This window comes from Achromobacter sp. NPDC058515 (assembly GCF_042721735.1).
Classification (GTDB): domain Bacteria; phylum Pseudomonadota; class Gammaproteobacteria; order Burkholderiales; family Burkholderiaceae_B; genus Achromobacter.
This window is the reverse complement of record NZ_JBHXNI010000009.1, coordinates 239522-265547: the sequence shown is the minus strand read 5'-3', so window position 1 is coordinate 265547 and position 26026 is coordinate 239522. Positions and strand designations below refer to the sequence as shown.

Annotated in this window: 21 protein-coding genes and 2 pseudogenes; 16 read left to right on the top strand and 7 right to left on the bottom strand. The window is 66.8% G+C overall.

Annotation, left to right across the window (positions count from 1 at the left end; translation table 11 throughout):
- The 3 genes and pseudogenes from ACFWP0_RS17625 to ACFWP0_RS17615 form a co-directional block, all read right to left on the bottom strand.
- Positions 1-218: pseudogene (locus tag ACFWP0_RS17625) on the bottom strand (lytic murein transglycosylase); the annotation flags it as partial.
- 75 nt (positions 219-293) lie between these two features.
- Positions 294-1652 (bottom strand): MATE family efflux transporter, encoded by a 1359-nt coding sequence (locus tag ACFWP0_RS17620; protein ID WP_377844128.1) that lies wholly within the window; start codon positions 1650-1652, stop codon positions 294-296.
- 10 nt (positions 1653-1662) lie between these two features.
- The gene (locus ACFWP0_RS17615) at positions 1663-2394 is read right to left on the bottom strand and encodes a hypothetical protein (RefSeq protein WP_377844126.1); all 732 of its coding nucleotides are present in this window, start codon (positions 2392-2394) and stop codon (positions 1663-1665) included.
- 158 nt (positions 2395-2552) lie between these two features.
- Here ACFWP0_RS17615 and ACFWP0_RS17610 point away from each other — a divergent pair, with 158 nt between their 5' ends.
- From ACFWP0_RS17610 to ACFWP0_RS17595, 4 genes are all read left to right on the top strand, one after another.
- A complete protein-coding gene (locus ACFWP0_RS17610; RefSeq protein ID WP_377844124.1) occupies positions 2553-3488 on the top strand; it encodes a LysR family transcriptional regulator in 936 nt (311 codons plus the stop codon).
- Positions 3489-3542: 54 nt separating this feature from the next.
- Positions 3543-4493 carry an adenosine deaminase gene (locus ACFWP0_RS17605; protein WP_377844122.1) on the top strand — a complete coding sequence of 317 codons (951 nt, stop codon included), beginning with the start codon at positions 3543-3545 and terminating at the stop codon, positions 4491-4493.
- Between the two features lie 156 nt (positions 4494-4649).
- The gene (locus tag ACFWP0_RS17600) at positions 4650-5918 is read left to right on the top strand and encodes a carboxylesterase/lipase family protein (RefSeq protein WP_377844120.1); all 1269 of its coding nucleotides are present in this window, start codon (positions 4650-4652) and stop codon (positions 5916-5918) included.
- An 85-nt stretch (positions 5919-6003) separates the two neighbouring features.
- Complete coding sequence (locus tag ACFWP0_RS17595) at positions 6004-6954, top strand: Bug family tripartite tricarboxylate transporter substrate binding protein (RefSeq protein ID WP_377844118.1); 951 nt, start codon at positions 6004-6006, stop codon at positions 6952-6954.
- Positions 6955-6981: 27 nt separating this feature from the next.
- On the opposite strand, the gene ACFWP0_RS17590 is transcribed toward ACFWP0_RS17595, so the two are convergent.
- A complete protein-coding gene (locus ACFWP0_RS17590; RefSeq protein WP_377844141.1) occupies positions 6982-7620 on the bottom strand; it encodes a TetR/AcrR family transcriptional regulator in 639 nt (212 codons plus the stop codon).
- Positions 7621-7768: 148 nt separating this feature from the next.
- On the opposite strand from ACFWP0_RS17590, the gene ACFWP0_RS17585 reads away from it, so the two are divergent.
- Together ACFWP0_RS17585 and ACFWP0_RS17580 are read left to right on the top strand one after the other, a co-directional pair.
- Complete coding sequence (locus ACFWP0_RS17585; protein WP_377844117.1) at positions 7769-9268, top strand: MFS transporter; 1500 nt, start codon at positions 7769-7771, stop codon at positions 9266-9268.
- Positions 9269-9387: 119 nt separating this feature from the next.
- A complete protein-coding gene (locus tag ACFWP0_RS17580; protein ID WP_377844115.1) occupies positions 9388-10776 on the top strand; it encodes an amidohydrolase in 1389 nt (462 codons plus the stop codon).
- 51 nt (positions 10777-10827) lie between these two features.
- Here the strand turns inward: ACFWP0_RS17580 and ACFWP0_RS17575 are convergent, their stop codons facing one another.
- Positions 10828-11334, bottom strand: a complete 507-nt coding sequence (locus ACFWP0_RS17575; protein ID WP_377844113.1) for a GNAT family N-acetyltransferase — start codon at positions 11332-11334, stop codon at positions 10828-10830.
- 175 nt (positions 11335-11509) lie between these two features.
- Here ACFWP0_RS17575 and ACFWP0_RS17570 point away from each other — a divergent pair, with 175 nt between their 5' ends.
- Complete coding sequence (locus ACFWP0_RS17570; RefSeq protein ID WP_377844111.1) at positions 11510-12310, top strand: aspartate dehydrogenase; 801 nt, start codon at positions 11510-11512, stop codon at positions 12308-12310.
- Positions 12311-12331: 21 nt separating this feature from the next.
- Here ACFWP0_RS17570 and ACFWP0_RS17565 read toward each other — a convergent pair whose 3' ends face one another.
- Together ACFWP0_RS17565 and ACFWP0_RS17560 are read right to left on the bottom strand one after the other, a co-directional pair.
- Positions 12332-14167, bottom strand: a complete 1836-nt coding sequence (locus tag ACFWP0_RS17565; protein ID WP_377844109.1) for an ABC transporter ATP-binding protein/permease — start codon at positions 14165-14167, stop codon at positions 12332-12334.
- Positions 14168-14296: 129 nt separating this feature from the next.
- Entirely contained in the window at positions 14297-15187 is an 891-nt protein-coding gene (locus ACFWP0_RS17560; RefSeq protein ID WP_377844108.1) for a LysR family transcriptional regulator, read from the bottom strand.
- Between the two features lie 122 nt (positions 15188-15309).
- Between ACFWP0_RS17560 and ACFWP0_RS17555 the strand changes: the two genes are divergently transcribed.
- From ACFWP0_RS17555 to ACFWP0_RS17515, 9 genes and pseudogenes are all read left to right on the top strand, one after another.
- On the top strand, positions 15310-16146 hold the full coding sequence (locus ACFWP0_RS17555) for an amidohydrolase family protein (RefSeq protein WP_377844106.1): 837 nt from the start codon (positions 15310-15312) through the stop codon (positions 16144-16146).
- Positions 16143-17132, top strand: a pseudogene (locus tag ACFWP0_RS17550) (tripartite tricarboxylate transporter substrate binding protein). The gene ACFWP0_RS17555 and the pseudogene ACFWP0_RS17550 overlap by 4 nt, the downstream one beginning before the upstream one ends.
- A 652-nt stretch (positions 17133-17784) precedes the next feature.
- Positions 17785-18165: an RNA-binding S4 domain-containing protein gene (locus ACFWP0_RS17545; protein ID WP_377844104.1), complete on the top strand. Its 381-nt coding sequence runs from the start codon at positions 17785-17787 to the stop codon at positions 18163-18165.
- Between the two features lie 5 nt (positions 18166-18170).
- Positions 18171-18890, top strand: a complete 720-nt coding sequence (locus tag ACFWP0_RS17540) for a hypothetical protein (protein WP_377844102.1) — start codon at positions 18171-18173, stop codon at positions 18888-18890.
- Positions 18891-18894: 4 nt separating this feature from the next.
- Positions 18895-19257 carry a translation initiation factor Sui1 gene (locus tag ACFWP0_RS17535; RefSeq protein WP_377844100.1) on the top strand — a complete coding sequence of 121 codons (363 nt, stop codon included), beginning with the start codon at positions 18895-18897 and terminating at the stop codon, positions 19255-19257.
- Positions 19258-19273: 16 nt separating this feature from the next.
- Positions 19274-19627, top strand: a complete 354-nt coding sequence (locus tag ACFWP0_RS17530; RefSeq protein WP_377844098.1) for a DOPA 4,5-dioxygenase family protein — start codon at positions 19274-19276, stop codon at positions 19625-19627.
- Between the two features lie 359 nt (positions 19628-19986).
- Positions 19987-21204, top strand: a complete 1218-nt coding sequence (locus tag ACFWP0_RS17525) for a hypothetical protein (RefSeq protein ID WP_377844096.1) — start codon at positions 19987-19989, stop codon at positions 21202-21204.
- Positions 21201-23102, top strand: a complete 1902-nt coding sequence (locus ACFWP0_RS17520; RefSeq protein ID WP_377844094.1) for a hypothetical protein — start codon at positions 21201-21203, stop codon at positions 23100-23102. Before ACFWP0_RS17525 ends, ACFWP0_RS17520 begins: the two co-directional genes overlap by 4 nt.
- An 11-nt stretch (positions 23103-23113) precedes the next feature.
- Positions 23114-26014: an SNF2-related protein gene (locus tag ACFWP0_RS17515; RefSeq protein WP_377844093.1), complete on the top strand. Its 2901-nt coding sequence runs from the start codon at positions 23114-23116 to the stop codon at positions 26012-26014.
- Positions 26015-26026: the final 12 nt, after the last annotated feature.

The window sequence follows — 26026 nt, the reverse complement described above, 5'->3', positions numbered from 1 at the left end:
GGGGCGGCCTGGGCGCGCGCGGCGGGCGCGTCGTCGAAGCTGCGCTTGGGCGTGAGGGCCGGCAGCGGTTGGGCCGGCGCGGGCGATTGGGTGCGCGATCCGGTCGCGGACGCCGGCGCCTGCGCCTGCGCGGCGCTCGCGGCGGCAGCGGCCAGCGCCGCGGCCACAAGCACGCGGGAGAAGCTGTCGATTCGAGGGCGTATGGAACTCTGGCGCATGGCTTTCCTGAAAAATCGAGGTCAGCAGGGATCGTACCGCGACCAGCCGCCGAAATCGAACCGCGCCGCCCCGCGCTAGACGACCGGCCTGGGGACGTACCCGGCGGGCGGCGCGCGCAGCACGCGCTGGCACAGGGCCATCGCGACCAGGCTGAACAGCGCGAAGCCGGTGGTCTGCCCCAGCATCACGCCTTCGGGCCCGCCGTAGTGCGCGCCCAGCCACACAAAGGGCAAGGTACCCACGGTGGCGCGCAGCCAGCCGATGGCGGTGGAGTACGTGGCGTAGCCCAGATTATTGAAGACGGCGATCGACACGAAGAACAGGCTGTTGAGCGCCCAGGCAAAGCTGCCATAGCGGCAGAAGAAGATGATCAGGTCGCGGCCCGGCCCGGTCACCTGGAAGAGGTCGGGCATCCAGGGCGCCAGCAGCGCCAGCAGCACCGCCGCGGAAAATCCGTACAGCAGCGCCCAGCGCGCGGTCAGGCTAACCGTCTGCTTCACGCGTTCCCATTGGCCCGCGCCCAGGTTCTGTCCCAGAATGGGCCCGATCGCGCCCGGCAGCACAAAGAACAGCGAATAGGCCAGTTGCAGCAGGCGGTCCACCACCGTGGCCCCCGCCATCACGCTGGGGCCGAAGCTGGCGTAGGTGGACACGGTGAAGATGACCGATGCCGGCGTGGCCAGGGTGGTCAGCGCGGCAGGCAGCGCGATCTTCCCGATCGCGGCCAGATGCTCGCGCAGCGCCCCCCTGGCGGGCCAGGCCACCAGGCGGTGCTTGCGGAACACCAGCCAGGCGCCCAGCGCCACCGTGGCCACGCGCCCCACCCCGCCGGCCCAGGCAATGCCCACCATGCCGCCGTCCAGCACGAAGATGACCACGGGGTCCAGCACGGCGACGGTCGCGGTGCCCGCCAGCAGCACCCACATGGACTGGCGGCCATGCCCCGCGGCGCGCAGCAGGTTGGACAGCATCATGCCCACGCCCATCACCACCGCGAACGGCGTGGTGATGAGCACATAGGACAGCAGGTGCCCGCGCACATCCTCCGCCAGCCCGATGGCCGCGGTGAACGGGCCGATGGCCGCCAGGAACAGCGCGCCCGACGCCAGCCCGGCCGCGGCCATCAGGATCAGCGACGCGCCGGCCAGTGTCCGGGCGCGCGGCGCATCGTTCGCCCCCAGCGCGCGCGACACCAGGGCCGCGCCGCCCACCGTGACGCCGATGCATATCGAGGTAATCGTGAATTGCGTCATCGAACCGAAGCCCACCGCGCCGAGCACCGCCTCATCCTTGAGCGTGCCCAGGTACAGCAGCGACAGGAACTCCACGGCGAACACGGCCAGCATGCTGGCCCAGCCGGTCAGGATCATCTCGATGACGTGGCCGCCCAGCGGGCCGGTCACGAAGCGGGCGTGTTGCGCGGGAGCGTTCACAGCCGGCCGCCTACGGTGCGCCCGCGCCCGGCGCGGGCGCGAACCAGTATTGGGACACGGCGCCGTCGTTGGAATACCAGGGCAGCATGCCGATGCTGTCGGACTCGCGCTGCATCGTGACCAGCAGGCCGCCCGCGTCCCGGCGCAGCAGCGCCACGTGGCGCTGCACGCCCATGGATTCGTACTGGGCCCAATCGGCGCGGACGCTGATCCACAGGCGGCCCTGCGCGCAGCCGGTGTAGCGCACGATGCCGCCGGGCATGCGCGGATTGAACAAGGCCGGCGACGCCACGCTGTCGCGCGCGCCGTCCAGCACCGGCAATTGCCCGCTGAAACGGCCGCCCTGCCCGTCCTGCGCCTGCACGTCCCAGCCGCGGGTCCCGGGCGCGAACGCCACCGTGGCTTGCGGCGCCGGACTCCATTCCGGCGTGCCGCCGCCGCGCAAACCATGCAGGTCCAGGGGATGCGCCAGGAACAGGTACAGGTCGGCAAGCGACTTCGACTGCCTGTCGCCTGCGCGATACTCGCCCGCCGCCTGATAGACGCCGGCCAGGTCCGGGCATTGCGCCGGATCGGACGGCAGGACCACCGGCCGCGGATCGCGGAAACTTGTCCAGGCGACCGGCACCTCGTCCAGGCGCGATGCGCCGCAAGCGGCCAGCGCGGACAGCGCCAGCCCGCAGGCGGACAAGCGAACGATGCGAAGAACGCCCCGCTGCGCTGCGACGGGTAGATGGGACAAGGCTTCCTCTCCACGATGCCGGCCACGGGGCGGACTCTGGCGCATTGCGCCGGACCCCGCTGTTCTGCCTGGCGTCGAACTATATCCGAATCCCGCGCGCGCGTTGCCAAGCGTCCGGCGGCGGAGAATAATCGGCACATCGTCCCCGACCCCGCGCCATGACACCATTCCGAGGCAAGCTCCGCATCCGGCACCTGGAGATCGTGCTGACCGTCTCCGAATTGGGCAATCTGTCCAAGGCGGCGGCCCAGCTGCACAGCACGCAATCGGGCCTGTCCCGCGCCATCGCCGAGATCGAGGAACTGGTGGGCGCGCGGCTGTTCGAACGCACGGCCAAGGGCACCACCTGCACCCCGCTGGGCGAGGCCATGTGCCGCCACGCCCGCCTGTTGCTCACCGACTTCCGCAAGGCCGAGATCGATCTGGCCGCGGTGTCGCGCGGCGACGAAGGCAGCCTGACCGTGGGCTGCTTCTCGATGTTCGCGGGCTGGCCGGTGGCCCAGGCCGCGCGCGCCTTCCGCCAGGCCTATCCGCGCATCACCCTGACCATCGAGATCGGCACGCACGAGCGGCTGATCGAAGACCTGGACGCGGGCGCCCTGGACGTGCTGATCAGCCGCTTCTCGTCCACCGTCAATCCGCAGATCTACCGCTCGACCACCTTGCTGGAAGATCCGGTGGTGCTGGCCTGCGCCAACAGTCATCCGCTGGCCTGCCTGCCCGGCGCCACGCTGGCCGATTACGTCGACTACCCCTGGATCACCGCCCTGCCCGGCAGCCGCATCCGCGGCGAGCTGGAAATGCTGCTGCGCCAGGAGGGCCTGAAGATTCCGGATATGATCGGCGCCCTGTCGCTGGAATTCGGCCGCGAAATGCTGCTGGACGGACAATACCTGTGGATGCTGCCCGGCAGCGTCGCGGCGATCCGGCAGGCGCGCGGCGAGCTTGTCGTCCTGCCCTTGCGGCCCGCCCTGCGCAGGTCCCCGCTGGCGGCCATCTGGCGCCGCGACCGCCCCAGCACCCGCCAGGCGCGCGCCTTTGCGGCGCAGCTTGAGCAGGCCATCCAGGCGGACAGCATCGCGCTGGCCGCCTAGGCGGTCCGGCCCGGCGCGCAGTACCCTGAACATCATCTTTAGATCGGAGCACCCATGTACGACTGGCTCAACGCATTGCCCAAGGCGGAACTGCACCTGCACCTGGAAGGCTCGCTCGAACCCGAGCTGCTGTTCCGGCTGGCGCAGCGCAACGGCGTGGCGCTGCCCTGGCCCGACATCGATGCCCTGCGCGGCGCCTACAACTATGGCAATCTCCAGGAATTCCTGGACCTCTATTACATGGGCGCGGACGTGCTGCGCACCGAGCAGGACTTCTATGACCTGACCTGGGCCTATCTGCTCAAGTGCAAAGAGCAGAACGTGGTGCACACCGAGCCCTTCTTCGATCCGCAGACCCACACGGACCGCGGCGTGCCTTTCGAAGCCGCGGTCAACGGCATCAGCCAGGCGCTGGAAGACGGCCGCAAGCAGCTGGGCGTCACCAGCGGCCTGATCCTGAGCTTTCTGCGCCACCTTCCCGAAGAACAGGCGATGCGCACGCTGGACGCCGCGTTGCCCTACCGCGACGCCTTCATCGCCGTCGGCCTGGACAGCAGCGAGATGGGCTTTCCGCCGCGCCTGTTCCAGCGCGTGTTCGACCGCGCGCGCGCCGAAGGCCTGCCCGCCGTGGCCCACGCGGGCGAGGAAGGCCCGCCCGAGTACATCTGGGAAGCGCTGGACCTGCTGAAAGTGCTGCGCATCGACCATGGCGTGCGCGCCGCCGAAGACCCCAAACTGATCGCCCGCCTGATCGACGAACAGATCCCGCTGACGGTCTGTCCGCTGTCCAACACCCGCCTGCGCGTGTTTGAACACATGCGCGACCACAACATCCTGTCGCTGCTGGACGCGGGCGTGAAGGTCACCGTCAACTCCGACGACCCGGCGTATTTCGGCGGTTACGTCAACGAGAACTTCCATGCGCTCTACGAGCACCTGGGCATGTCGCAAGCGCAGGCCCAGGCGCTGGCGGACAACAGCCTGGACGCGCGCATCGCGAAGTAGGCGCGAACCCTTGCCCGCAACGCCCCGGCCATGCGGGTTTCGCATGGCATTGTTCAAAACCGGCATGTCTTGCGCACACCGTTCCTCCCTACCATAGCCCGATGGCCGCGGCGCCCGCCGCGTCCTGACGACGAACAATGAAACAAGGGGCAGGATATGAGTGAACGCGTGAAGGCGGCGCTCCAGGCAGGCACGCTGACCGGCGTGCGCGACAGCGGCGTCTGCCGCTACAGCGCCATTCCCTACGCGCAGGCGCCCATGGGCAGCCTGCGCTTTGCGCCGCCGCAGCCCGCCACGTGGCGCGGCGACCGCGACGCCACCCGGCCGGGCACGGTCGCCCCCCAATTGCCGTCGCGGCTGCGCGGCGCCATGGGCGACTTCAGCGCCGAACAATCCGAAGACTGCCTGCACCTGACCGTCTGGACGCCCGAGGCCGACGGCAAGCGGCGCCCCGTCGTGGTGTGGCTGCACGGCGGCGCCTGGCAAAGCGGCGGCGGCGCGCTTGACTGGTATGACGGCGCCCGCCTGGCGCAGCGCGGCGATGTGGTGGTGGTGGCGGTCAACTACCGGCTGGCCGCGCTGGGCTGGCTGCATGTGCCCGGGCAGACGGCCAATGTGGGGCTGCTGGACCAGGAAGCCGCGATCGACTGGGTGCTGGACAACATCCAGGACCTGGGCGGCGACCCGGAGCGGATCACCGTCATGGGCCAATCCGCCGGCGCGTCCTCGATCTGCGCCATGCTGGCGCGCAAGCCGCGGTTCTCACGCGCCATCCTGCAGAGCGCCGCGCTGGGCCGGGGCTTTCGCAGCTCGCGGCAGGCCGACGCGCTGGGGCAGGCCTTCCTGCGGGCCGCCGGCGCCGATTCGCTGCAGGCCGCCCGCGAACTGCCCGTGGCCGCGCTGCTGGCCGCGCAGCAGGCGCCCGAGGTGGTGGAGGCGCTGCGCGCCGAAGGCAGCAGCCGCAGCCTGTTCACCCCCGTGCTCGACGGCCAGGTGCTGCCGCAAGACATCGCGCCGGCATTGAAGCAGGCCGCATCCCGCGCCGACGTGCTGGTCTGCTACACGCAACACGAAATGGCCGCCTTTCCCGGCAGCGGCACGGACGCCGCCAGCCAGGCGACGGGCGACGCGGTGTTCGGCGCGCCCTCGCGCCTGTGGGCCGAAGAGGCCATCGCCCAGGGCCGCAGCGCCTGGCTTGCGCGCTTTGACGTAGCGCCCACGGACCGCTTCGGCGCCTGCCACTGCATCGAGCTGCCCTTTGTGTTTGACACCCTGCAGGCCTTCGCCGCCGCGCCCATGCTGGCCGGCCTGCCGCCCGCCCAGGCCGGACAGCTTGCCCGCCGCACGCAACAGGCATGGATCGCGTTCATCCGCGCAGACGCCCCGGACTGGCCGCAGGCCCCGCATATGCAGATCCTGGCCTAGCGGCCCACGCTACGCGCGCCCAGTGCGCATTGGCGCGAACGGACCGCCGTCCGCGCCCGCATGCCAACAATACAAGGGGAATTCCATGTTCAAGCAAACCGCGATCGCGCTGGCGCTGCTGCTGCCGCTGGCCGCGACCGCCGCCTATCCCGACAAACCGGTGAAGATCATCGTGTCGAACCCGCCCGGCGGGCCCGTCGACGTAATGCTGCGCGTGCTGGCCAGCAAGCTCGGCGCCGCCTGGGGACAGCCCGTGGTGGTGGAGAACAAGCCCGGCGCGTCCGGCATCATCAGCACGGGCGCGCTGGTCAAGTCCGCGCCCGACGGCTACACGCTGGGCATGGTGGTGGCCTCGTCCGTCACTATCGTGCCGTTCGCGGTGGACAGCCTGCCCTTCGACACGCAGAAGGACCTGCAACCGGTCTCGCTGGTGGCGCGCACGCCCTTCATCTTCATCGTGCCCAAGGACAGCCCCATCAAGACCTGGGAAGACTTCGTGCGCGAGAGCAAGACGCGCAGCCTGAGCGTGGGCTCGTTCTCCATCGGCACCGCGTTTCATCTGGTCTGGGAACAGACGGCCCGCCGCGCCGGGATCAAGGCCTTGTACGTGCCGTCGTCCTCGTCCGGCAAGACGCAGAACGACCTGATCGGCGGCCAGCTCGACGTGGGCCTGGATGCGCCGTCCAGCTCCAAGGGGCTGATCGACAGCGGCCGCCTGCGCGCCCTGGCGATCACCAGTCCGGAGCGCTTCGGCGGCCTGCCGGGCACGCCCACCCTGAAGGAATCCGGCTTGAAGGACTACGCGCCGCAGCCGTGGATCGGCCTGATGGCGCCCGCGGGCATTCCACAGGACCGGGTCGCGCTGATCCAGAAATCCGTGTCGGACATCCTCAAGGAACCCGCGATGAAGGCGCAGATGGAAACGCTGGGCATGATCCCGATCGGCAGTTCGCCGGAGGAATTGGCGGCCACCATCGAGGCGGACCGCGCGGACATGGAGCCGCTGATCAAGGAGCTGGGCATCAAGCTGCAATAGGCGAGAGACGCCCGGACGGACGCGCCGTCAGCCCGCCCGCGCGCCCAGCATGCGCAGGAACATCGCCGACAGCGGCGCGGACAGGCCCTCCGCGTCTTGCCTGCCCTGCGCGATGCGCGCGTCCACCGCGCCATGCATACCGTGGTACAGCACGATGGCGGTCAGCATCGTGTCGTCCAGCGTCCAGCAGCCGGCGCGTGCGCCCGCCTCCAGGATGCCGGCCAGCTGGTTCAGCACGGCGCTTTTTTCGGCCACGCCGCGGTCGGGATGGTTGGTGTCGTGGAACACCACGTCGTGCAACGCGTAGCCGTCGAAATAGGCCTCGACGCCGGCGCGCGTCCATGCGCGCAGCCGCGCCACGCCGTCGCCGGGCGCACAGGCGTGCACGGCCTGGTCGATGTGGTCCAGGAAACCTTGCGAGAACTTGGCGCGCAGCGCCACCAGCATGTCGTTCTTGGAGGTGAAGTAGTGATAGAACGTGCCCTTGGCCACGCCCGCCCGCTCGACGATCTCGCTGATCGTGGCCGCCTCGACGCCCTTCTCGATGAACAGCGCCTCCGCGGCGGCCATCAGCTCGTCCAGCCGCACCGCGGCGGGCTTGGTCCGGGACTTGGGCGCGGCATCCGCCGCAGCGGGCGCAACGGGCTTGTCGGAAGCGGCAGGCATGTCTTCTAGCGATCCATTCATGAACGAGGGCCCCAGTGTAGAGGACTGCGTCCCCGGATACGGCGTTGTTGAGAACGATTCCTTTATTCATTGACCGACGGTCAGTCGATACATAGAATAGGCCCATCTTTCCTCTTTCGCCATCTCCATGCAACCCTCACGCCGCCGCACCCTGGTCCTTGCCGTCAACCTGGGCAGCTTCATCACCATCCTGGACATCAGCATCGTGAACGTGGCGCTGCCGACCATGCAGGCCGCGCTGCGCATCGACATGGCGGGCCTGCAGTGGGTGGTGGATGCCTACGCCTTGTTCCTGTCGGCATTCATGCTGTCGGCCGGCCCGCTGGGCGACCGGTACGGCCGCAAGCGTTCCTGGCTGGCCGGGGTGCTGCTGTTCACGGTCGGGTCCGCGATGTGCGGCCTGGCGGACAACCTGCCGCTGCTGCTGCTGGGCCGGGCGGTGCAGGGCGTGGCGGGCGCGCTGCTGATTCCGGGCGCGCTGTCGCTCCTGACGCAGGCCTTCCCGGACGCCGCGGAGCGCGCCCGGGCCATCGGGTTCTGGGCGTCCTGCAATGCGATCTCGCTGATCGTCGGGCCGATGCTGGGCGGCGTGCTGGTCGCGCACTTCAGCTGGCAGAGCATCTTCCTGATCAACCTGCCGGTCGGCGCGCTGGCCATCGCGCTGGGCCTGTGGAGCATCCAGGAAAGCGCCCATCCCGAACATGCCGCCTTCGATCCCGCCGGCCAGGCGCTGAGCGTGATCTGGCTGGGCGCGCTGACCTACGGCCTGATCGCCGCCGGCGAACATGGCTGGAATGCGCGCGGCACGATGCTCGCGCTGGGCATCGCGGCGGCGGGACTGGCCGCCTTCCTGTGGGTCGAGCACCGGACCGCGCGCCCCATCCTGCCGCTGGGCCTGTTCCGCGACACCGGCTTCGCGGCGACCAACTTCGCGTCCTTCGTGCTGGGCTTTTCCGGCTACAGCAGCCTGTTCTTCTTTTCGCTCTACCTGCAGCACGTGCAAGGCCTGTCGCCGCTCGCGGCCGGCGGGCAGCTTGCGCCGCAGTTCATCGCCGCCGGCCTCATGTCCATGGTGTTCGGGCGGCTGAACCTGCGCTTTGGCCTGCCCCGCCTGATGATCGCGGGCTATGGCCTGATCGGCGCGGCCATGCTGGGCATGATGAGCTTTGAAGCGGATACGCCGTTCGTGGTGTCCGGGTCCCTGATGGTGATGCTGGGCCTGGGCATGGGGCTTGCCGTGCCGTCCACCAGCATGGCCGTGATGGCCACGGTGCCGCGCGAGCGTTCCGGCATGGCGTCGGCCACCATGAACGCGCTGCGCCAGACGGGCATGACCATCGGCATCGCGCTGCTGGGCGCGCTGATGAGCGGGCGCGCCATCGACGCGCTGGCCGATTCCCTGACGCGCGCGGGGGCAGCCGACGCGCAGGCGGCCGCGCGCGCGGCGGTCACGCAGCACGTGATGCCGGCGGGCATCGACGCCCTGTACGCCGACGCGCTGGCAGGCGGCTTCCATGCCGCCATGCTGGTGGCGGGCGCGGCGTCGGTGCTGGCCGCGCTGTTGCTGCTGGCCCTCGTCCGCGGCGCGAAACCCGCCCTGCATGCGGCCTCGTCCGGCGCCAAATGAGACGGCCGTCCGGCGGTAAATTCCGCGCAAAGTAAGCGCAGGAAACAGCTGCGCCAAGGCGATTCGGCTCGGGTAAGATCCTCATCCAATAACAGGTTAACAACCAAGAGGAGGAGAGCATGCAACATCGCAAAACCCTATTCCGCCTGGCCCCGCTTGCGCTGGCCGCCCATCTGGCGCTTGCCGGCCCGGCCGCCGCGCAAGGCGCGCCCGGCACCCAAGGCGCGGTGCAGCCCGCCGCCAACCCCGCGCTGGCCGCCCAGATCGACCAGCGCGCCAAGGCCATCGAAGACAAGCTCATCGCCTGGCGCCGCGACATCCACGAACATCCCGAACTGGGCAACCAGGAACACCGCACGTCCAAGCTCGTGGCCGACCATCTGCGCGCGCTGGGCCTGGACGTGAAGACAGGCGTGGCCGGCACCGGCGTGGTCGCCGTGCTCAAGGGCGGCAAGCCCGGGCCCGTGGTGGCGCTGCGCGCCGACATGGATGCCCTGCCCGTCAAGGAACAGGTGGACCTGCCGTTTGCCTCCAAGGCCAAGGGCACCTTCCTGGGCAAGGAAGTGGACGTGATGCACGCCTGCGGCCACGACACCCACACCGCCATCCTGATGGCCACCGCGGAAGTGCTGGCCGGCATGAAGGACCAGTTGCCCGGCAGCGTGAAATTCATCTTCCAGCCCGCCGAGGAAAGCCCCGCCGACTTCGAGCCCGACGGCAAGAAGACCTGGGGCGCCAAGATGATGGTGCAGGAAGGCGTGCTGGAGAACCCCAAGGTGGACGCCATCTTCGGGCTGCACGTGTCCAGCTCGTATCCGGCGGGCTGGCTGGCCTGGCGCGGCGGCCCGGCCATGGCGGCCGCAGACCAGTTCTGGATCGACGTCACCGGCAAGCAGACGCACGGCGCGCGGCCCTGGTCGGGCATCGACCCCATCGTGGTCAGCTCGCAGATCATCCTGGGCCTGCAGACCATCCCCAGCCGCCAGCTCAACAGCATGCTGGAGCCGGCCGTGATCACCGTGGGCGCCATCCATGGCGGCAACCGCATGAACATCGTGCCGGAGAGCGTGGCCATGACGGGCACCATCCGCACCTACGACGAAGGCATGAAGAAGGACATCCACCAGCGCATCGCGCGCACCGCCGACATGATCGCGCAGAGCGCGGGCGCCAAGGCGGATGTGCGGGTGGTGGAGCTCTACAACGCCACCGTCAACCCGCCCGCGCTGGCCGAGCAGATGGGCCCCACGCTGCGCCGCGTGGCGGGCGACGGCAACTACGGCCTGCAGCCCAAGTCGACGGCGTCCGAGGACTTTTCCTTCTATCAGGAAAAAGTGCCCGGCATGTTCTTCTACCTGGGCGTGACGCCCAAGGGCGCCGACGTCGAGAAGGCCGCCCCCAACCACTCGCCGCGCTTCCAGGTGGATGAGTCGGGCCTCATCAACGGCGTGCGCGCGCTGTCCAACCTGACCATCGACTACATGGCCAAGGCGCAGAAAGGGAGCTAGCCCGCGCCGTAAAGCCCCGCCGCGCAACGCGCGGCGGCGCAGGCCTGGCCTTCAATCCTGCGGCGGCGCCGCCTCGAACCCCGCGTGGTAAGCCACGATGCCCTGCGCGGGGTGCGTGAACACCAGCGCCATGAAGTACTCCGGCGGCACGCCGGGATAGCTCAGCGCGGGCGTCGCCGCGAAACCGAAGCGTCCGTAATAGCCAGGATCGCCCAGCACCACGCAACCCGCCGCGCCCTGCGCCTTCAGCCGCGCCAGGCCATCCCGGATCAATGCCGATCCGATGCCCCGCCCCTGGAATTGCGGCATCACCGCCATCGGCCCCAGCCCGTACCAGCGCGGCGCGCCATCGCTGATCGTCACGGGCGAAAACGCAATGTGCCCGACCACGCGCCCTTGCTCCCGCGCCACCAGCGACAAGGCCAGCGCGCCGGCTTCGCGCAGCGCGTTGTTGATATGGCCCTCGGTCTGCTGGCTGTGGGGATGGTCTTTGAACGCCGCTTGCGTAACGGCGAAGATGGCGTCGCGATCGTCGGGCGTTTCGGGATGGATCTGCATGGTCAGCCTCCAGGCAATGCAAGGCACGAGTGTAGCCGCGGCCTTGCCGGCATCCCGCATTGACGCAAGGCCATGCGCTGGCTACAGTGGCCGGCGGCCCTGCGCTGAGCGATCCGCGCCGCCGCCTTCCCGAACCGCCCGCGGTCCGCCGCGAGACCCAACCTTCTGGATTCCCATGAACAGCTACCGCGTCGGCATCGCCGGCTTCGGCGCCATCGGCCAGGCCGTGGCGCAATCCCTGGACGCCGGCCTGCCCGGCCTGACGCTCGCCGCCGTCGCGGTGCGCGACCCCAATGCCCCGCCCGCCTTCGCATGGACGAACGGCGCCCCCGCCTTCACCACCATAGCCGCGCTTGCCGAGCATTGCGACGTGGTCGTGGAATGCGCCCCCGCCGCCGTGTTCCGCGACATCGCCGAACCCGTGCTGCGCGCCGGCAAGAAGATGGTGGTGCTCAGTTCCGGCGCGCTGCTGCGCCATGACGACCTGATCGAAGTGGCCCGCCAGCATGGCGGCCAGATCGTGGTGCCCTCGGGCGCCATCCTGGGCCTGGACGCCATCACCGCCGCCGAAGGCGTCATCCATTCCGTCACGATGATCACCCGCAAGCCGGTGCGCGGCCTGCTCGGCGCGCCCTACCTGACCGACAACAACATCGACATCGCGGACATCGCCGAGCCGCGCCTGATCTTCCGCGGCTCGCCGCGGGAAGCCGCGGTGGGCTTCCCCGCCAACTTGAACGTGGCGGTCAGCGTGTCGCTGGCGGGCATCGGGCCGGACCAGACCACGCTGGAAATCTGGGCGGACCCATCGCTGGAGCGCAACGTCCACCGTGTCGAAGTCGTATCCGACTCGGCCTCGTTCTCGATGGAAATCCAGAACATCCCGTCCGCCAATCCCAAGACGGGCCGCATCACGGCGCAAAGCGTCGTCGCCGCGCTGCGCAAGCTGACCGGCCCGTTGCGCGTCGGCACCTGAGCCGGCGCGGGGCCGGCTACGCTACGCGGCCGCGCGGCGCGGCTGCTGCGCGCCGCGTCCCGCCGCCATCGGCCCCATCGCCCAGCGGCCCGCGCCAAGCAGGTCCAGGCGGTGGCTATGAAAGGGATCCAGCGTGCTGCGGTGCCCCACGCTGACCAGCATGCTGTCCGGCAGCGCCGCGCGCAGCAGGCTGTAGAGCGCATGCTCCAGGCCCTCGTCGGTAGCCGAGGTGGCCTCGTCCAGGAACACGATCGCGGGCCGGTTGTAGAGCGCGCGCGCAAACGCCACGCGCTGCTGCTCGCCGATGGACAGGATGCGCGACCAGTCCTGCACCTCGTCCAGCCTCCCCGCCAGATGGCCCAGGTTGACCTGCCGCAGCGCATCGGCCAGGCGCGCGTCGTCTTCCGGCTGCGCCAGCCCGGGATACGCCACCGCGCCGCGCAGGTCGCCCAGCGGCAGATACGGGCGCTGCGACAGGAACAGCGCGGACGCCCCCTGCGGACGCCGCACCGTGCCCTGCGCATAGGGCCACAGGCCCGCCAGCGCGCGCAGCAAGGTGGTCTTGCCGCTGCCTGAAGGTCCCTTGATCAGCAAGGCCTGACCGGGCAGCAAGCGCAGGTTCAGGTCCCGCAGCAGCCGCGTGCCGTCGGGGCGCGACACGTTCAGGGCGTCGATCTCCATGGCGTCGGGCCTGGCCTGCGTCTGCACCGACGGCAAGGCGCGCGCGGCCTCGTTGGCGTCCAGGAATCCGTTGAGCCGGTCCAGCGTGGCGCGGTATTGCGCAAACGTGTCGTAGGAGCTGCGAAAGAACGACAGCGAATCCTGCACCTGCCCGAACGCCTGCGAGGTTTGCATGACGTCGCCCAGCTTGATCGCGCCGCTGAAGAAGCGCGGCGCCTGCAGGATGAACGGAAACACCACCGCGACCTGGCTGACCGACAGGTTGAAGCCGTCGAACTTCAGCCCCCGGTACACGCGGGCCCACAAGTTGGCGATGTAGGACGTGAAGCGGGTCCACAAGGTGGCGCGCTCGACTTCCTCGCCTTGATAGAACGCGACGTTCTCGGCGTTCTCGCGCAGGCGGACCAGCGCGTAGCGAAAGTTTGCCGTCAGGCGTTCGGACAGGAAATTCAGCTTGATCAGCGGGCGTCCGATCTTGAACGCGAACCAGGTCGCGACGATCACGTACAGGTACACCATGAACACCATGGCGCGGGGAATCTCCACGCCGGCCACCGCCAGCGGGCCGGACAGGCCCCACAGGATGGAGGTGAACGCCACCAGCGACACGATCGCGCTCAGCGCGCCGATCGCCAGCGTGCGCGAGCCCGTCACGAACAGGGAGATGTCCTGCTCGATGCGCTGGTCGGGGTTGTCGACGGGCTCGTCCAGGAAGTGGCCGCGATAGTAGGCGCCGGCGCCCAGCCAGTCGCGCGTCAGGCGCTCGTTGAGCCACACGCGCCAATGGATGTCGAACGCCTGGCCGGCGTAGCTGTCGGCCAGGCTGCGCACCACGTGCACGCTGGCCAGCACCGCGAAGATGCCCAGGAAATGCCAGAAGGCCGCCTCGTCCAGCGCCTGCAGCGCGCTGTAGAAGCCGTTGTACCAGAACGAAAACAGCACGGTCATGCGCACCGCGAACATCGCCAGGAACAGCAGCAGGGCCAGCGTCAGCATCGGCCTCCAGCTGCGGCGGGGCGTCAGGTACGGCCAGGCCAGCCGCCAGAACTTGCGGCCCCAGTCGGTGGTGCGCGCGAGCACGATGGTGATCAGCGCCAGCGCGACGGCCGTGATGCCGAATGCGCGCAATAGCCAGAGGGCGCTTTCCGCAAGTTGCTGCTGCCAATTCATATCCATGAGCCAGGAACCTCGGATGTCGTTCCTGGTTAGACGGCGGGTCTTCGCCTAGTTCCTCCGAAAATGCCGTCTTAAGCTTGGCTTAAGCGTTTTTGCGTGAAATTGAATGCGCGATGAAAGCAGATGCCGTCACCCGCCCGTTCCCAGGTCCAGATTGGCGAACAGGTCGGCCAGCGTGGGCACGGACCGGGCCGGCCAGATCGCGCTCAGGTCGAAGCTGGGCAGGCGTTCGCCGTCGCGCACTTCGCAAAAGCGCACGCCGCGGAAATTCATCGAGCGGATCCAGCTGGGCAGCAGCGCAACGCCGCAGCCGCCCGCCACGCAGGACAGCACCGTCAGCGTGCGGTTGGCCTCTTGCGCCACATGCGCATCGTGCCCGCCCTTGCGCATGGCATCCAGGATGTCCGCGTAGAACGCGGGCAATTGCGCCTGCGGATACATCACCAGGCCGGCCTGCGCGATCTGCGCCATCGACACCTTGCCATCGGCCGCCACGTCGAATTCGTCGGGCACGGCGGCCACGAGGCGGTCGCGCAGGAGCTGGCGCTCGCGCATGCGCCCGCCCACCGCCACCGGCGTATGCATCAGGCCGATATCGATCTCGCCGGTCTGCAGGGCTTCGGCCTGTTCGGCGTTGCTCATCTCGCGCAGGATCACGCGCACGCCGGGCGCCTGCCTGCGCATCTCGCGCAGCGCGCGCGGCAGGGTGTCGAACAGCGCCGACGACACCAGCCCGACCGTCAACTGCCCCGCGCTGCCGCGGCCGATCTCGCGCGCGCGGCGCGCCGCCGCATCGATGCGCGCCACGCTGGCCCGCACGTCCTCCAGGATGGCCGCGGCGGCGGGCGTGGGGGTCGTCCCCTGGCGCGAGCGGTCGAACAACCGCACGCCCAGGTCCTTTTCCATGCGGGTCAGCGCCTGGCTCAACGCCGGCTGCGCAATGCCCAGCCATTCCGACGCGCGGCTGACGCTGCCATGGTCCACCACGGCCAGAAAATACCGCAGGTGCCTGGTTTCCATATCAATCCAATATATAAAAAGCGCTTTTCCACAATAGAAAACTATACCCCGACTCCCTAGAATCCCGCCTTACAGAAGAGCATCGCAGGCCCGCGCCTCGCATGCGGAACGAGGAGACCGATTTGCCCCCGCCCGTTACCGGCGCCGCCGTCGACACCCATGCGCACGTATTCCGGCAAGGCCTGGCGCTTGCCGACACGCGCCGCCATACGCCCGACTACGACGCCGCGCTTGCCGAATACCTCGCCCTGCTGGATGCGCACGGACTGAGCCACGGCGTGCTGGTGCAGCCCAGCTTCCTGGGCGCCGACAACAGCCACATGGTCCAGGCGCTGCGCGCCGCGCCCGAACGCCTGCGGGGCGTGGCCGTGGTGGGCAAGGACATCTCGGAATCCGAATTGCAGGCCCTGGCCCGGGCCGGCGTGGTCGGCATCCGCCTGAACCTGATCGGGCTGGAGCTGCCCGCCCTGGAGGCGCCCGCGTGGCAGGCCCTGCTGAGCCGCGTCAACGCGCTGGGCTGGCACGTCGAAATCCACCTGCAGGCCGCCCGCCTGCGCGGCGTCATGCCCGTCCTCCTGGCGGCGGGCTGCCGCGTCGTGGTGGACCACTTCGGCCGCCCCGACGCCGCGCTGGGCGTATCCGACCCCGGCTTCCAGTACCTGCTGCGGCAGGCGGACAGCGGCCGCGTCTGGGTCAAGCTGTCCGCCCCCTACCGCAACTGGGCCGCGCCCGCGTGCGCCGCGTCCGACCGCCTGGCCGCGCAGCAGTTGCTGGACGCCTACACGCCCGAACGACTCATGTGGGGCAGCGACTGGCCCCATACCGAGCACCGCCACCTGGCGTCCTACCCCGCGGCGACGCAGTGGCTGGACGCCTGGATCGACGATCCCGCGCAACGGCGCGTCCTGCTTGCCGACACCCCGTTGCGGCTGTTCCAATTCCAAGGAGACACACCATGACCCATCCGTTCAAACGCCTGGCGCGCCGCAGCGCCCTGCTCGCCGCCGCCGCACTGCTGGCCGGCGCGGCCGGCGCCGCATCCGCCGCCTATCCCGAGCGCGCGGTCACGCTGGTCGTCACCTATCCGCCCGGCGGCACCGTGGACGTGGTGGCCCGCCTGATCGGCCCCAAGCTGGCCGCGGAACTGGGCCAGCCCGTCGTCATTGAAAATCGCGGCGGCGCCGGCGGCATGATCGGCGGCGCGGTCGTCGCCAAGGCCAAGCCCGACGGCTACACCCTGATGCTGGACGCCTCCAACCACGCCCAGAATCCGGCCCTGCACGGCAAGATGCAGTTCGATACCCTGGCCGCCTTTGCGCCCGTGTCGCTGCTGCTGCGCGTGCCCAACGTGCTGGTCGTCACGCCGTCGTACGAAGTCTAGACCGTGGCGGACCTGATCAGGCTGGGCCAGCCCGACGCCAAGGATCACGTCTACTTCGCCTCGGCCGGCCCCGGTTCCGCCCAGCACCTGGCCGGCGAACTGTTCAACCTGCTCGCCAAGACCCAGCTCCAGCACGTGGCCTACAAGGGCGGCGGCCCGGCCATGATCGACGTGATGTCGGGCCAGGTCCCCGTCATGTTCGCCAGCATGGGCTCGGCCTGGCAGCACGTGAAGAACGGCAAGCTGCGCGCCGTGGCCGTGGGCGGGCTGGAACGCTCCAAGACCGCTCCCGACCTGCCCACCATCGCCGAATCGGGCGTGCCGGGCTACGAGACCTACGAATGGAACGCCGTGTTCGCCCCGGCCGGCACGCCGCCCGCCATCGTGGACCAGGTGTCGCAAGCGCTGGCCAAGGTGCTGAAGGACCCGGCGATCGCCGAGCAGCTGGCCGGCATCGGCGCGGAACCTATCGGCTCCACGCCCGCCGACCTGGACACCTTCCGCCGCGCCGAGATCGCCAAGTGGCAGCGCGTGGTGAAGGAAGCGGATCTGAAGCTGGATTGAGTACTGCCGGGCCTCGCGGGCCCGGTTGCCGGATAGCCGGTCTTGCGGCGCCCTTCGGGGCGCCTTTTTTTCGCCGGGCCGGCACAAGACCGATGCCCATGCTTGGAACCCGCCTCCGATTCCCGGCCCGATCAATTGAACTGGGTGCTATAGCTGACCGGCTCCCACCTGAACGACTTGCCGGTCTTGACCAGACGGCCGATGCATGTGATGGTCACCTACCGAGGCGCCGCCCGCGGCATCGTCGACGAGGCGCTGGCGCCGCGCGGCATCGAGCGGCGAATTGTTTGCACCGTGCCGGGCTTTTCGTCCGTGCCCCCGTGCTGAGGGAGCTGCCGGCTGTCGCCACGGTGCCAAGGCTGCTCGCCGACTCGTGGCGCCGGGAGCACGGCCTGGAAGTCGCCGAACTTCCGGTCGCACTCCCGGCAACCCACGTCGCCATGGTCAGGCATCAGAGCCGGGACAATGACCCGGCCGTTCAGTGGCTTGGCAACATCATCAAATCGGTTGTGCAGCCCGGGACTTGATGGAAGCGCGGCGGCGACAAAACGCCCCCATGGTGGCCAGGCGTGCGCGACTTGGGGGCTACACGCAAGCCGGCGCGGCTATCATGGATGCTTCAGATCGCATTTGTGCAGGTACCCGCAAGAACATGGACAAGATCCGACTCGACAAATGGCTATGGGCGGCGCGCTTCTACAAGACCCGCAGCCTGGCCGTGCAGGAAATCGGCCGCGGCCGCGTTTTCGTGAACGACCAGCCAGCCAAGCCTTCGCGCGAGGTCGCCCCCGGCGACCTGATCACCGTGCGCAAGGAAGACCCGGCCGTGCACGTGCGCGTCGTCGCGGTCAGCGGCGTGCGCGGCCCCGCCCCGGCGGCCCGCCTGCTGTACGAAGAAACCGCCGACAGCGTCGCGGCGCGCGAACGCGCCGCGGAAATGCGCCGCCTGGCGCCGGAGCCCGCGCTGGGTATCGAAGCGGGACGCCCCACCAAGCGGGACCGGCGCCTGATCGACCACATGCGGGGGAAGTAGGCGCCATGGCGGATACTCGCACCGTTCTGTGCATTCCCGGCCCCTGGGACGACCGCGGCGCCTTCATCCGCGCGCTGATGGAATCCGCCTGCGGCTACCTGTTCGCGGGCGGCATCCTGATGGAAATGACCACGCAGCAGGGCTGCACCGCGCAATTCGAAGGGCCGGACGAGGCCATGGCCGCCGCGTTTCGCAGCGCCAGCCCGCATTGGCGCGACGCGCCGGAACAAGCGGCCATCGCCTCCCACCGGTCCGTGATCTACCTGATCGACGAAGGCGGCAGCCGCGAACGCGCCGAAGCGCTGATGGCCGCGGCCGCCGCGCTGATCAAGGCCGGCGGCCTGGGCGTCAAGGTGGAAAGCACGGGCCTGGCGCACTCGCCCGCGCAATGGCTGGAACTGGCCGACAACACCGGACGCTTCAGCGCCTACCGCGCCTACGTCGTCACCATCACCGGCGGCGCCGAGATCCACACCTGCGGCATGCAGAACTTCGGCATGCACGACGTGCGCGTGGACGCCAGCGAGCCGGACGCGGCGGACCTTGCCACGCAGTTCTCGTGGTACCTGTTTACGCAGACGCCTCAGCTCGAATCCGGCCACACGTTTTCCGTGGACGTCGACGCGCCGCGCTACCGCGTCGAGGCCGCCGAACCGGTGGACTATCCACCCGATTCGCTGTTCGCCAACCCTTACGGAACCTGGCGCCTGGAACGCGCGGACTGATCCCATGAAACGCAACTCAACCGGCGGCCTGGTCTACTCCACCGAGGCCGGCCGCATGTGCCCCCAGTGCCGTCAGCCGCTCGCGCAGTGCCAGTGCAAGCAAGCCTCGCGCGCGTCCCCCGGCGGCGACGGCGTGGCGCGCGTATCCCGCGAGACCAAGGGCCGCGGGGGCAAGAGCGTGACATTGGTCAGGGGGCTCGCGCTGGACCCGGCGGCGCTGGGCGTGCTGGGCAAGCAGTTGCGCACGGCCTGCGGCTCGGGCGGCACCGTCAAGGACGGGGTGATCGAGGTGCAGGGGGACCACTGCGACCGGATCATCGACGCGCTGACAAAACAAGGCCATCGCGCCAAGCGCGCCGGCGGCTGAACCTGACGAGAAAATGATGAACGAACTGGCAATGACGGATGTCTCCAGCTGGCACGCCCATGTGTACTTCAATGCCGCCAGCCGCGATGCCGCGTTCGCGTTGCGCGAGCGGGTGATCGCGCAATTCGACGGCAAAATGGAGATGGGGCGCTTCCATGAGCGCCCCGTCGGCCCGCATCCCCAATGGAGCTACCAGATCGCGTTCACGCCGCAGCACCTGGCCGAGATCGCGACCTGGCTGACCTTGAACCACGGCGCGCTGGACGTGTTCATGCATCCCAACACCGGCAATTCGCTGCGCGACCACCGCGACTGCGCCGTGTGGATCGGGCGCAGCCACGCGCTGAACCTGCGGGCGCTGGGCGCCTGAAAGCTTGCCCCGCTGGCCGCCGATATGCGCGGCCGCCCTCTCCCCCGCTGGCGGGCACCGCCGTTAATGAAGCGGCAGGAGGTGGCGATCATTTCGTCAAGAGAACCTTCCGCCCATTAGCCACAAAGGCCGCTATCGCGCATTAACCGCGGCGTCTGCACTGTGAACTCGCAAAGTGAGGTCGGATCAGCCTGCTTCACTGGCTAATAATCTCCGCGCAATATCGATAGAATCCGGCGGCAAAACTCTTGAACTGCGATTGGCTCCAACGCCAGAGCGGGCATTAACGGTGAGATATCCGACCGCGCGTGGCTCGCCAGCGCAACAACAACGACGCGGAAACGAGCTGAACTCATAAGATGTTAGCTATAACAGAAAAAGACAAGTTCCTTGCCCTGCCATTGAGCGGGCGCGATCCACTCGGGACTCAACCCATTTGGCAGTACCGCGCCCGCGACGTGGTCCCTCACCTGACCGCCGCCAGCCGCCGCGCCGAGGGTTTCCACATTCTCCTGATCGCTATTGCATGGTGGCCGGAATTTGCGACGCGCTACCGTTCCACCGGGAAACAGCTGCGAAATTTTTTCATTTTGCTGGAGCAGGCATTTGCACGCGCCTGCCGCTCCGCGGAGGTGGACTGGCGCCTCCCAGGCAGGCAGCGCCTGTATTCCCGAGAGCCCGGTCTATGGATAGGCTTGAGCCCAGATGCTCACCTTCTTGATAACCAATTGGCCAACGGCGTCTGGGGCTTGTACCGTGGGCCGGCGATTCAGGCAAAGTTGATCACTGAAGATAACCATATAGCTTCAGAAAAGGCGCTTCAGAACATCCGGGACAAGTCGCGCATCGTTGAAGAGATGTTCAAGGACATATCCAAGGCACTGTCATCGCCCACCGCGCCTCCCCTGACGCTCGCGTCGAGGAGAACCCACCGCTACGTCGTCGGTCTTTCCGAGATCGTAAGCAAGCTGCCGTTCAAGAGCATCATCAAAAACACCTTCGTAACACCCGGGGACTCTCCGATAACCTCCGACGTCGCCACGCTTGCGCTAAAGCAAGGCATGGCAGGCGGTATCGCCAGTTTCGTCAAGCAGGCAATTGAGCAACTCCCGGAACACCGCGACACATTGACGAACATCGTTCGCTGCGAGCAATTCCTTGCCCCGATCGACGCCGCGTTCGAATATATATGCGGTTCGGAGCACACGGACATCCGATTTGTCGCCGCCGACATCCCTGTCGATCTGAAATCGCTCAATGCCGCCAGATCCCGCTTCCGCCAATCGGGGATCTATTCGAACCTCGCGAGAAAGCGCTCGAACGCGCTGCTAGGCTTGAACCTCGACAACAAACAGGCGTTTGTCGCGTCGCTGATCAGCCATCATGCGCAAATCAGCAAGGACCGCCGGACAGCCCCCTGGATTTCGGTCGAAGAGAATGGGAGGCTCGATTGCCGGCTGTCGCCCGATATGCCGGCGGAATGGCAACTGATCCCCGAGCAGGCTTGGCGGTACTCCTATTATCTCGGCGCGCTGGGCGACCTCCACGTTCAGATTGCATCAAGAGGAAAACAATGAGCCTCCTGATTCGCGAGCGGCTCACTTCCGTAGCCAAGCTTTTCGAAAAGCTTGAAGTCGCGTTGTTCACAAGCTTCAGTTTCAACGGCGACTTCTTCGAACAGAACGTGCTTCCCGCCCTTTTCGGCATCGATCCAGACACTCCCCCGGCAACGCGTAATCAGCAGGTGCATCGCAGGCTGCTGCAAACGCGCGTTGGCGTGTTCTACGATCCGTCCCAGTTGAAGGCCAGCCGCCAGTCATTCCGGTACACGCAATACCCCGTGCTCGTCCCAGGAAGCTTGTTCCACCCCAAGAATATTATCCTGATCGGAATCGACGGCGCCGGGACACGCTGGATGTACGTCGCGTCCATGTCGGCCAATCTCAGCCTGTCCGGCTGGGGCCGGAACTGCGAAGGATTCGGCGATACGTGGGTGCACGCCAGCAGCGAACAACCTGCCACGGCGGTCAAGGAATTTCTCGCCTGGTTGAAGGAGCAGGTGGGAAACGACACCGCGGGTGATCCGCTCCGCGAGGCGATCAGGCTCTCCGGAGCGTTGCAAATACGCAGGAGCAAGAGCATCCCGCATGGCGCCGACCGAGTAGATTCCGTAGACCGAACTGGCGTCAACATCTACTTCTCGCCTCTCCACCAGTCGATGTGGAGCTTTGTCCGCGAGAAGTATGGCGCGATCACCGCACTTCGCGCCGCATCCCCCTACTGGGGAGATGCGGAGGCAAGCGCGAAAGAGTTGGCGGGGATTCCCGTTTCGCTCGTCGCATCGCGCATGCCCAGAAAATTCGTCCAGACCAATCTGGGCAAGGATACGGTCCAGGCCTTCATTGACGACGGCAGCAGTCCCACGCTGGAAAGCTGGACGGATGGGGCGAACCGCTTCCATCATCTCAAACTGTACGAACTAAAGACCGGACACGGAGCCGTTACAGGCATCGGATCCTGCAACTTCACCCGGCGGGGCCAATTCTGGCTGGGCGATGCCGGCAAGCCTATCGGTAACGTCGAGAGCATGCTGTTCGACACCGCCAAGTTCAAGTGGCCCCCGACCCAACCGTTAGCCGCCGAAAGTCTGGCGCCCACCAGCACGGACGAGGACGCTCCCATGCCCTGGCCGTTCTATGTTTTCGTCCAATATGACTGGAAATCCGCGCAGTACTCATGGAAGCTGCAAGGCGAAATAGGCCAAGACACGGTGGAGCTGCGGCTTGCCAGCCAAATCGCACCCATCATTGTGTCGGCCGGGCAGCCCAAAGGAAAGCTCAAGGCCGACCTCGACGCGGACGTCTTTCACCTCATCTGGCGCGAGAACCGGTTGGAAGGTTCAGTCACCCAGATCAACCTTGATAGCTCCACCCGGGAATACGGAACGCCCCTGGGCGCCTCCGACATTCTCGACGCATGGAAAACGCGCACCGATCCTTCGGGCGGCGAGGGCGAGGGCGACGGCGACGAAACGAAGGCACCGGACGACGAGGCGGAAGACGAAACGGGCCGGACGGTCGAATCCGAGCAGAGTATCGAGACCTTCGACTCCTTCCACTTTTTCCAGGCCGCCAAGGCCTTTCGCATTCAATTGGAAGAGGTCGAGAATCACAAGGACCGCATTCTCGACTTGCTGATAGGGCAACCCGCCAGCCTGAGCGCATTCGCGAATGCTGTCCGCAGTGGCGGATATCCCCTTGCCGCCAAATTCGTCGTAATCAGGGAGTGCCTGGATCTGATCGTGCCGTACCGGGAGATCCCAAACGTTGCAGCCATGGAGCGTTCCCTCAAGTCCGAACTCGCTCTATTGCGAAACGGGGTGGCCGCGGAATTGAAGGAAGAACTGCGCGCCAGGAAACTGGCTCGCGACGGCGACGCCATCCTGAACTGGTACATCACGAAACTGAAGAAGTGAGCAGGCACGGTATGACAATCTCCACTCAAGATATCAGAGCATTGCTCGACTTCGGATGCCAGCGCAGGTTCAACGCGGGCGAATCGATGGTGCAGTTGCAGACGGAGGGCGTCGCGGCGCTTTGCAACATCCTGCGCAAGCATCGCGTTGCCTATCTGGCCGACGAGGTGGGACTGGGCAAGACAATGCAGGCGCTAGGCGTTGCTGCCTGGTTTGTCAACCAGAACCCCGCCGCGAGAATCCTCATCGTCACCCCACGCGAAAATGTGCAGGATGGGTGGAAAAAAGAGTACGACCGCTTTCGCAGCTTTGTCTGGAACAGACAGGCCAAACCCGACATCGCCATGCACGGAGGATTGCGGGATTGGCTCAAGAGCTTGAATCAGCAAGCGAACATCGGCGAACCGAGAATCGACCTGCTGCGCCATCCCAGCTTTACCCGACCGGTGTACCTCCCGCCTGAAGAAACCGACTGGAACGCCGCCATTTCCAGACTGAACCTGCCCCACATCGACACTCTCCCCCGCCATGTCGCCCGCGGCAGGGCCGAGGATAGAAGCTACCGGTTCAATACCGAATTCGCAGTGGGCGTGAATGCCTGGTTGAAGCAAGAGAATATCGACTTTGACCTCATCATCGTCGATGAAGCCCAATGCCTGCGCAACGACAACCAGACCAACGAGGTGCTCCACAAGCTCATTTCCGGCAGAGCCAGGAACTGGCTGTTCCTGAGCGCCACACCCGCGCATTCCGGCGTCGAGAACATCGCGACGATCCTGAACAAGTATCCGGGCAGGGGCATACTAATCAGCAAGGAGTGCCAAGCCGTTGACGACAACTACAAAGCGCTGAGAGAAGTCCTAAAGCGTTACATGATTCGCCGCCCAAGAGTCTTTCAAATCGGCGAACGGACCCTGCATAAATCGCACTATCGCCAGGAAGACCGCGATTCACTGGCCATCAGCTGCCAATCCTCGCTAGGTATCCTGTCGGTCGCGCTGGTCCAGAAGCGGCTGGTTGATTTGCTCGAAGGCCGCGGCAACCGATTCCGCAGTGGCTACATGGCCTCATTCGAGAGCCTGGAAGAGTCGCTACAGAACAAGAAAAGGCAGAAGAACGCGAAGTTGCCTGCGCGCCCGCAAGAACGGGACCACGAGCAGGACCGGGAAGATGACCAGAAGTCGGACTTTCACAGCGACCTGCATTCGAGCCCTCACGAACCCACGGCCCCTGACTCCGAACTCGTCAGCGAACTGAGCAGCGACTTTCAGAAGCAGTTCAATTTCTCCTTGCCCCACCCGAAAGTGGACGCGGTGGAAAGCGACCTTTCGCGCTATGCGCTGGGCGATAGGGCCGACGGATTGGCGGGGGGCATCAAATCGCTGGTCTTTTGCCGGCGTATCAGCAGCGTAAGGGTTTTGCGGCAGAGAATCATGCAGCGCTATCTGTCCTCGATCGAAACGCGCTGCGCGACGGTCTGGAAAGAACAGTTGAATTGGGAGACAGGATTTCCCGACACCGACGATCTGCTTGGCGAGCCGGCGGTCAACGGCGAGGCGCTGGGTGTGGCCACAGACCTGGCCGGAGACGAAGACGACACCAACAAGTTCCGGGTCGCGCTGCGCAACCAGAACTGGCTACATCGCTTCCGTTCGACATTTGACGACGGCCAGCGCAATCCCCTGTTCTTCGAGCAGAACTGGTTTCTACGCCTGTGCCGGGAAGGCGGCATTTCCGTAGACGATGCCATCGAGCGCATTCCGGATGCGCTGTGGCACGAATCCCATGCTTTCGCGACCCGCAGCGGAAAGCGCTACCGCCGCAGCCAGTATCGGTATCTGGTTTGGCATTGCCTGACTCGACACGCTAAGGCTGTTTTCCTACTGTCCGATGAGAAAGCGGCGTTCTGGCGCGGCATCCTTGGACACGTCTACGCGAAGGAGATCTGGCCGGAAAAAGGCAACGACTCGCAGAAAACGGATGGTCGAATCGACAAAGACCTGCTGCGCTTCACATCCCTCTGGGATCGTGTGGAGACGTCTCCGCATGCGAAACTCCTTTCCCTGCCAGGCGCTCAGATCCACGAGTCTCGCCAAGACTTGCTGCTATGGCGGCAGGTGCTCAGTTCGGTGCTCGGCCAGTACCTGCGGTTGACGGACGCGCTGCTGGACCTATGCTGCGCGGACAGGCAGGAACGGCAAAAATGCGGGACGATGCTGGACCTGTTCGTGGAGTGGCTAAACAGTGAGGATATCGACGCCGTACGCCTGCGGAACATCTGGCACGCATGGGCAACCCAGTACGAACTGATCTTCTCGTCGGCGATTGGCGAAGCTCAAGGCGATACCTTGGAGCAGCGCGCGGCCCAGGACGACTTCGATTTCCTGCATATGCTGAACCCCGTCGTTGGCGTCACCGGCGGAAGCGGCAGCCACAAACGCGCCATCCAGCAGTTCAACACGCCTGGAATGCCCTATGTCATGATTGGAACTGACACCATACGGGAAGGAGTAAACCTGCATCTGTATTGCGACCGCGTCATGCACTATGGCCTGGCATGGACGCCCGGCGACCTCGAGCAGCGCGTCGGCCGGGTAGACCGCTATTTCGGGAGAATCGAGCGCCGCTTGAACTTTTCCCCCGAGGACGCGCCCAAGCTGCAGATCTCCTATCCGCACCTCGTTGATAGTGTGGAGCGCCAGCAGATAGACGTTGTCATGCAACGCAAATTCCAAAGCGATGCTGCGGTGGACTCAGCGTTCACCTCCGGCCGCGCAAGCGAGGGGGACGACGAGATTCAGATTGACGCCGTGGCGCCGCGTAAGGTCGCAGTCCTGGCGCCAGGTCCAGACAATAGCTTTGGCACTGCCCGGCATCTCCCCAAATGGGACACGGCAGCCGGTCAGACCTGACCGCCGGCTGCC

What these genes read in the sequence shown, in the direction of transcription:
- ACFWP0_RS17585 (WP_377844117.1), top strand. Translation starts at nt 7,769, where the DNA reads ATGCAACCCTCACGCCGCCGCACCCTGGTCCTTGCCGTCAACCTGGGC.
- ACFWP0_RS17525 (WP_377844096.1), top strand. Translation starts at nt 19,987, where the DNA reads ATGTTAGCTATAACAGAAAAAGACAAGTTCCTTGCCCTGCCATTGAGC.
- ACFWP0_RS17595 (WP_377844118.1), top strand. Translation starts at nt 6,004, where the DNA reads ATGTTCAAGCAAACCGCGATCGCGCTGGCGCTGCTGCTGCCGCTGGCC.
- ACFWP0_RS17590 (WP_377844141.1), bottom strand. Translation starts at nt 7,620, where the DNA reads ATGCCTGCCGCTTCCGACAAGCCCGTTGCGCCCGCTGCGGCGGATGCC.
- ACFWP0_RS17600 (WP_377844120.1), top strand. Translation starts at nt 4,650, where the DNA reads ATGAGTGAACGCGTGAAGGCGGCGCTCCAGGCAGGCACGCTGACCGGC.
- ACFWP0_RS17575 (WP_377844113.1), bottom strand. Translation starts at nt 11,334, where the DNA reads ATGCAGATCCATCCCGAAACGCCCGACGATCGCGACGCCATCTTCGCC.
- ACFWP0_RS17580 (WP_377844115.1), top strand. Translation starts at nt 9,388, where the DNA reads ATGCAACATCGCAAAACCCTATTCCGCCTGGCCCCGCTTGCGCTGGCC.
- ACFWP0_RS17540 (WP_377844102.1), top strand. Translation starts at nt 18,171, where the DNA reads ATGGCGGATACTCGCACCGTTCTGTGCATTCCCGGCCCCTGGGACGAC.
- ACFWP0_RS17545 (WP_377844104.1), top strand. Translation starts at nt 17,785, where the DNA reads ATGGACAAGATCCGACTCGACAAATGGCTATGGGCGGCGCGCTTCTAC.
- ACFWP0_RS17515 (WP_377844093.1), top strand. Translation starts at nt 23,114, where the DNA reads ATGACAATCTCCACTCAAGATATCAGAGCATTGCTCGACTTCGGATGC.
- ACFWP0_RS17530 (WP_377844098.1), top strand. Translation starts at nt 19,274, where the DNA reads ATGAACGAACTGGCAATGACGGATGTCTCCAGCTGGCACGCCCATGTG.
- ACFWP0_RS17570 (WP_377844111.1), top strand. Translation starts at nt 11,510, where the DNA reads ATGAACAGCTACCGCGTCGGCATCGCCGGCTTCGGCGCCATCGGCCAG.
- ACFWP0_RS17535 (WP_377844100.1), top strand. Translation starts at nt 18,895, where the DNA reads ATGAAACGCAACTCAACCGGCGGCCTGGTCTACTCCACCGAGGCCGGC.
- ACFWP0_RS17560 (WP_377844108.1), bottom strand. Translation starts at nt 15,187, where the DNA reads ATGGAAACCAGGCACCTGCGGTATTTTCTGGCCGTGGTGGACCATGGC.
- ACFWP0_RS17520 (WP_377844094.1), top strand. Translation starts at nt 21,201, where the DNA reads ATGAGCCTCCTGATTCGCGAGCGGCTCACTTCCGTAGCCAAGCTTTTC.
- ACFWP0_RS17605 (WP_377844122.1), top strand. Translation starts at nt 3,543, where the DNA reads ATGTACGACTGGCTCAACGCATTGCCCAAGGCGGAACTGCACCTGCAC.
- ACFWP0_RS17610 (WP_377844124.1), top strand. Translation starts at nt 2,553, where the DNA reads ATGACACCATTCCGAGGCAAGCTCCGCATCCGGCACCTGGAGATCGTG.
- ACFWP0_RS17565 (WP_377844109.1), bottom strand. Translation starts at nt 14,167, where the DNA reads ATGGATATGAATTGGCAGCAGCAACTTGCGGAAAGCGCCCTCTGGCTA.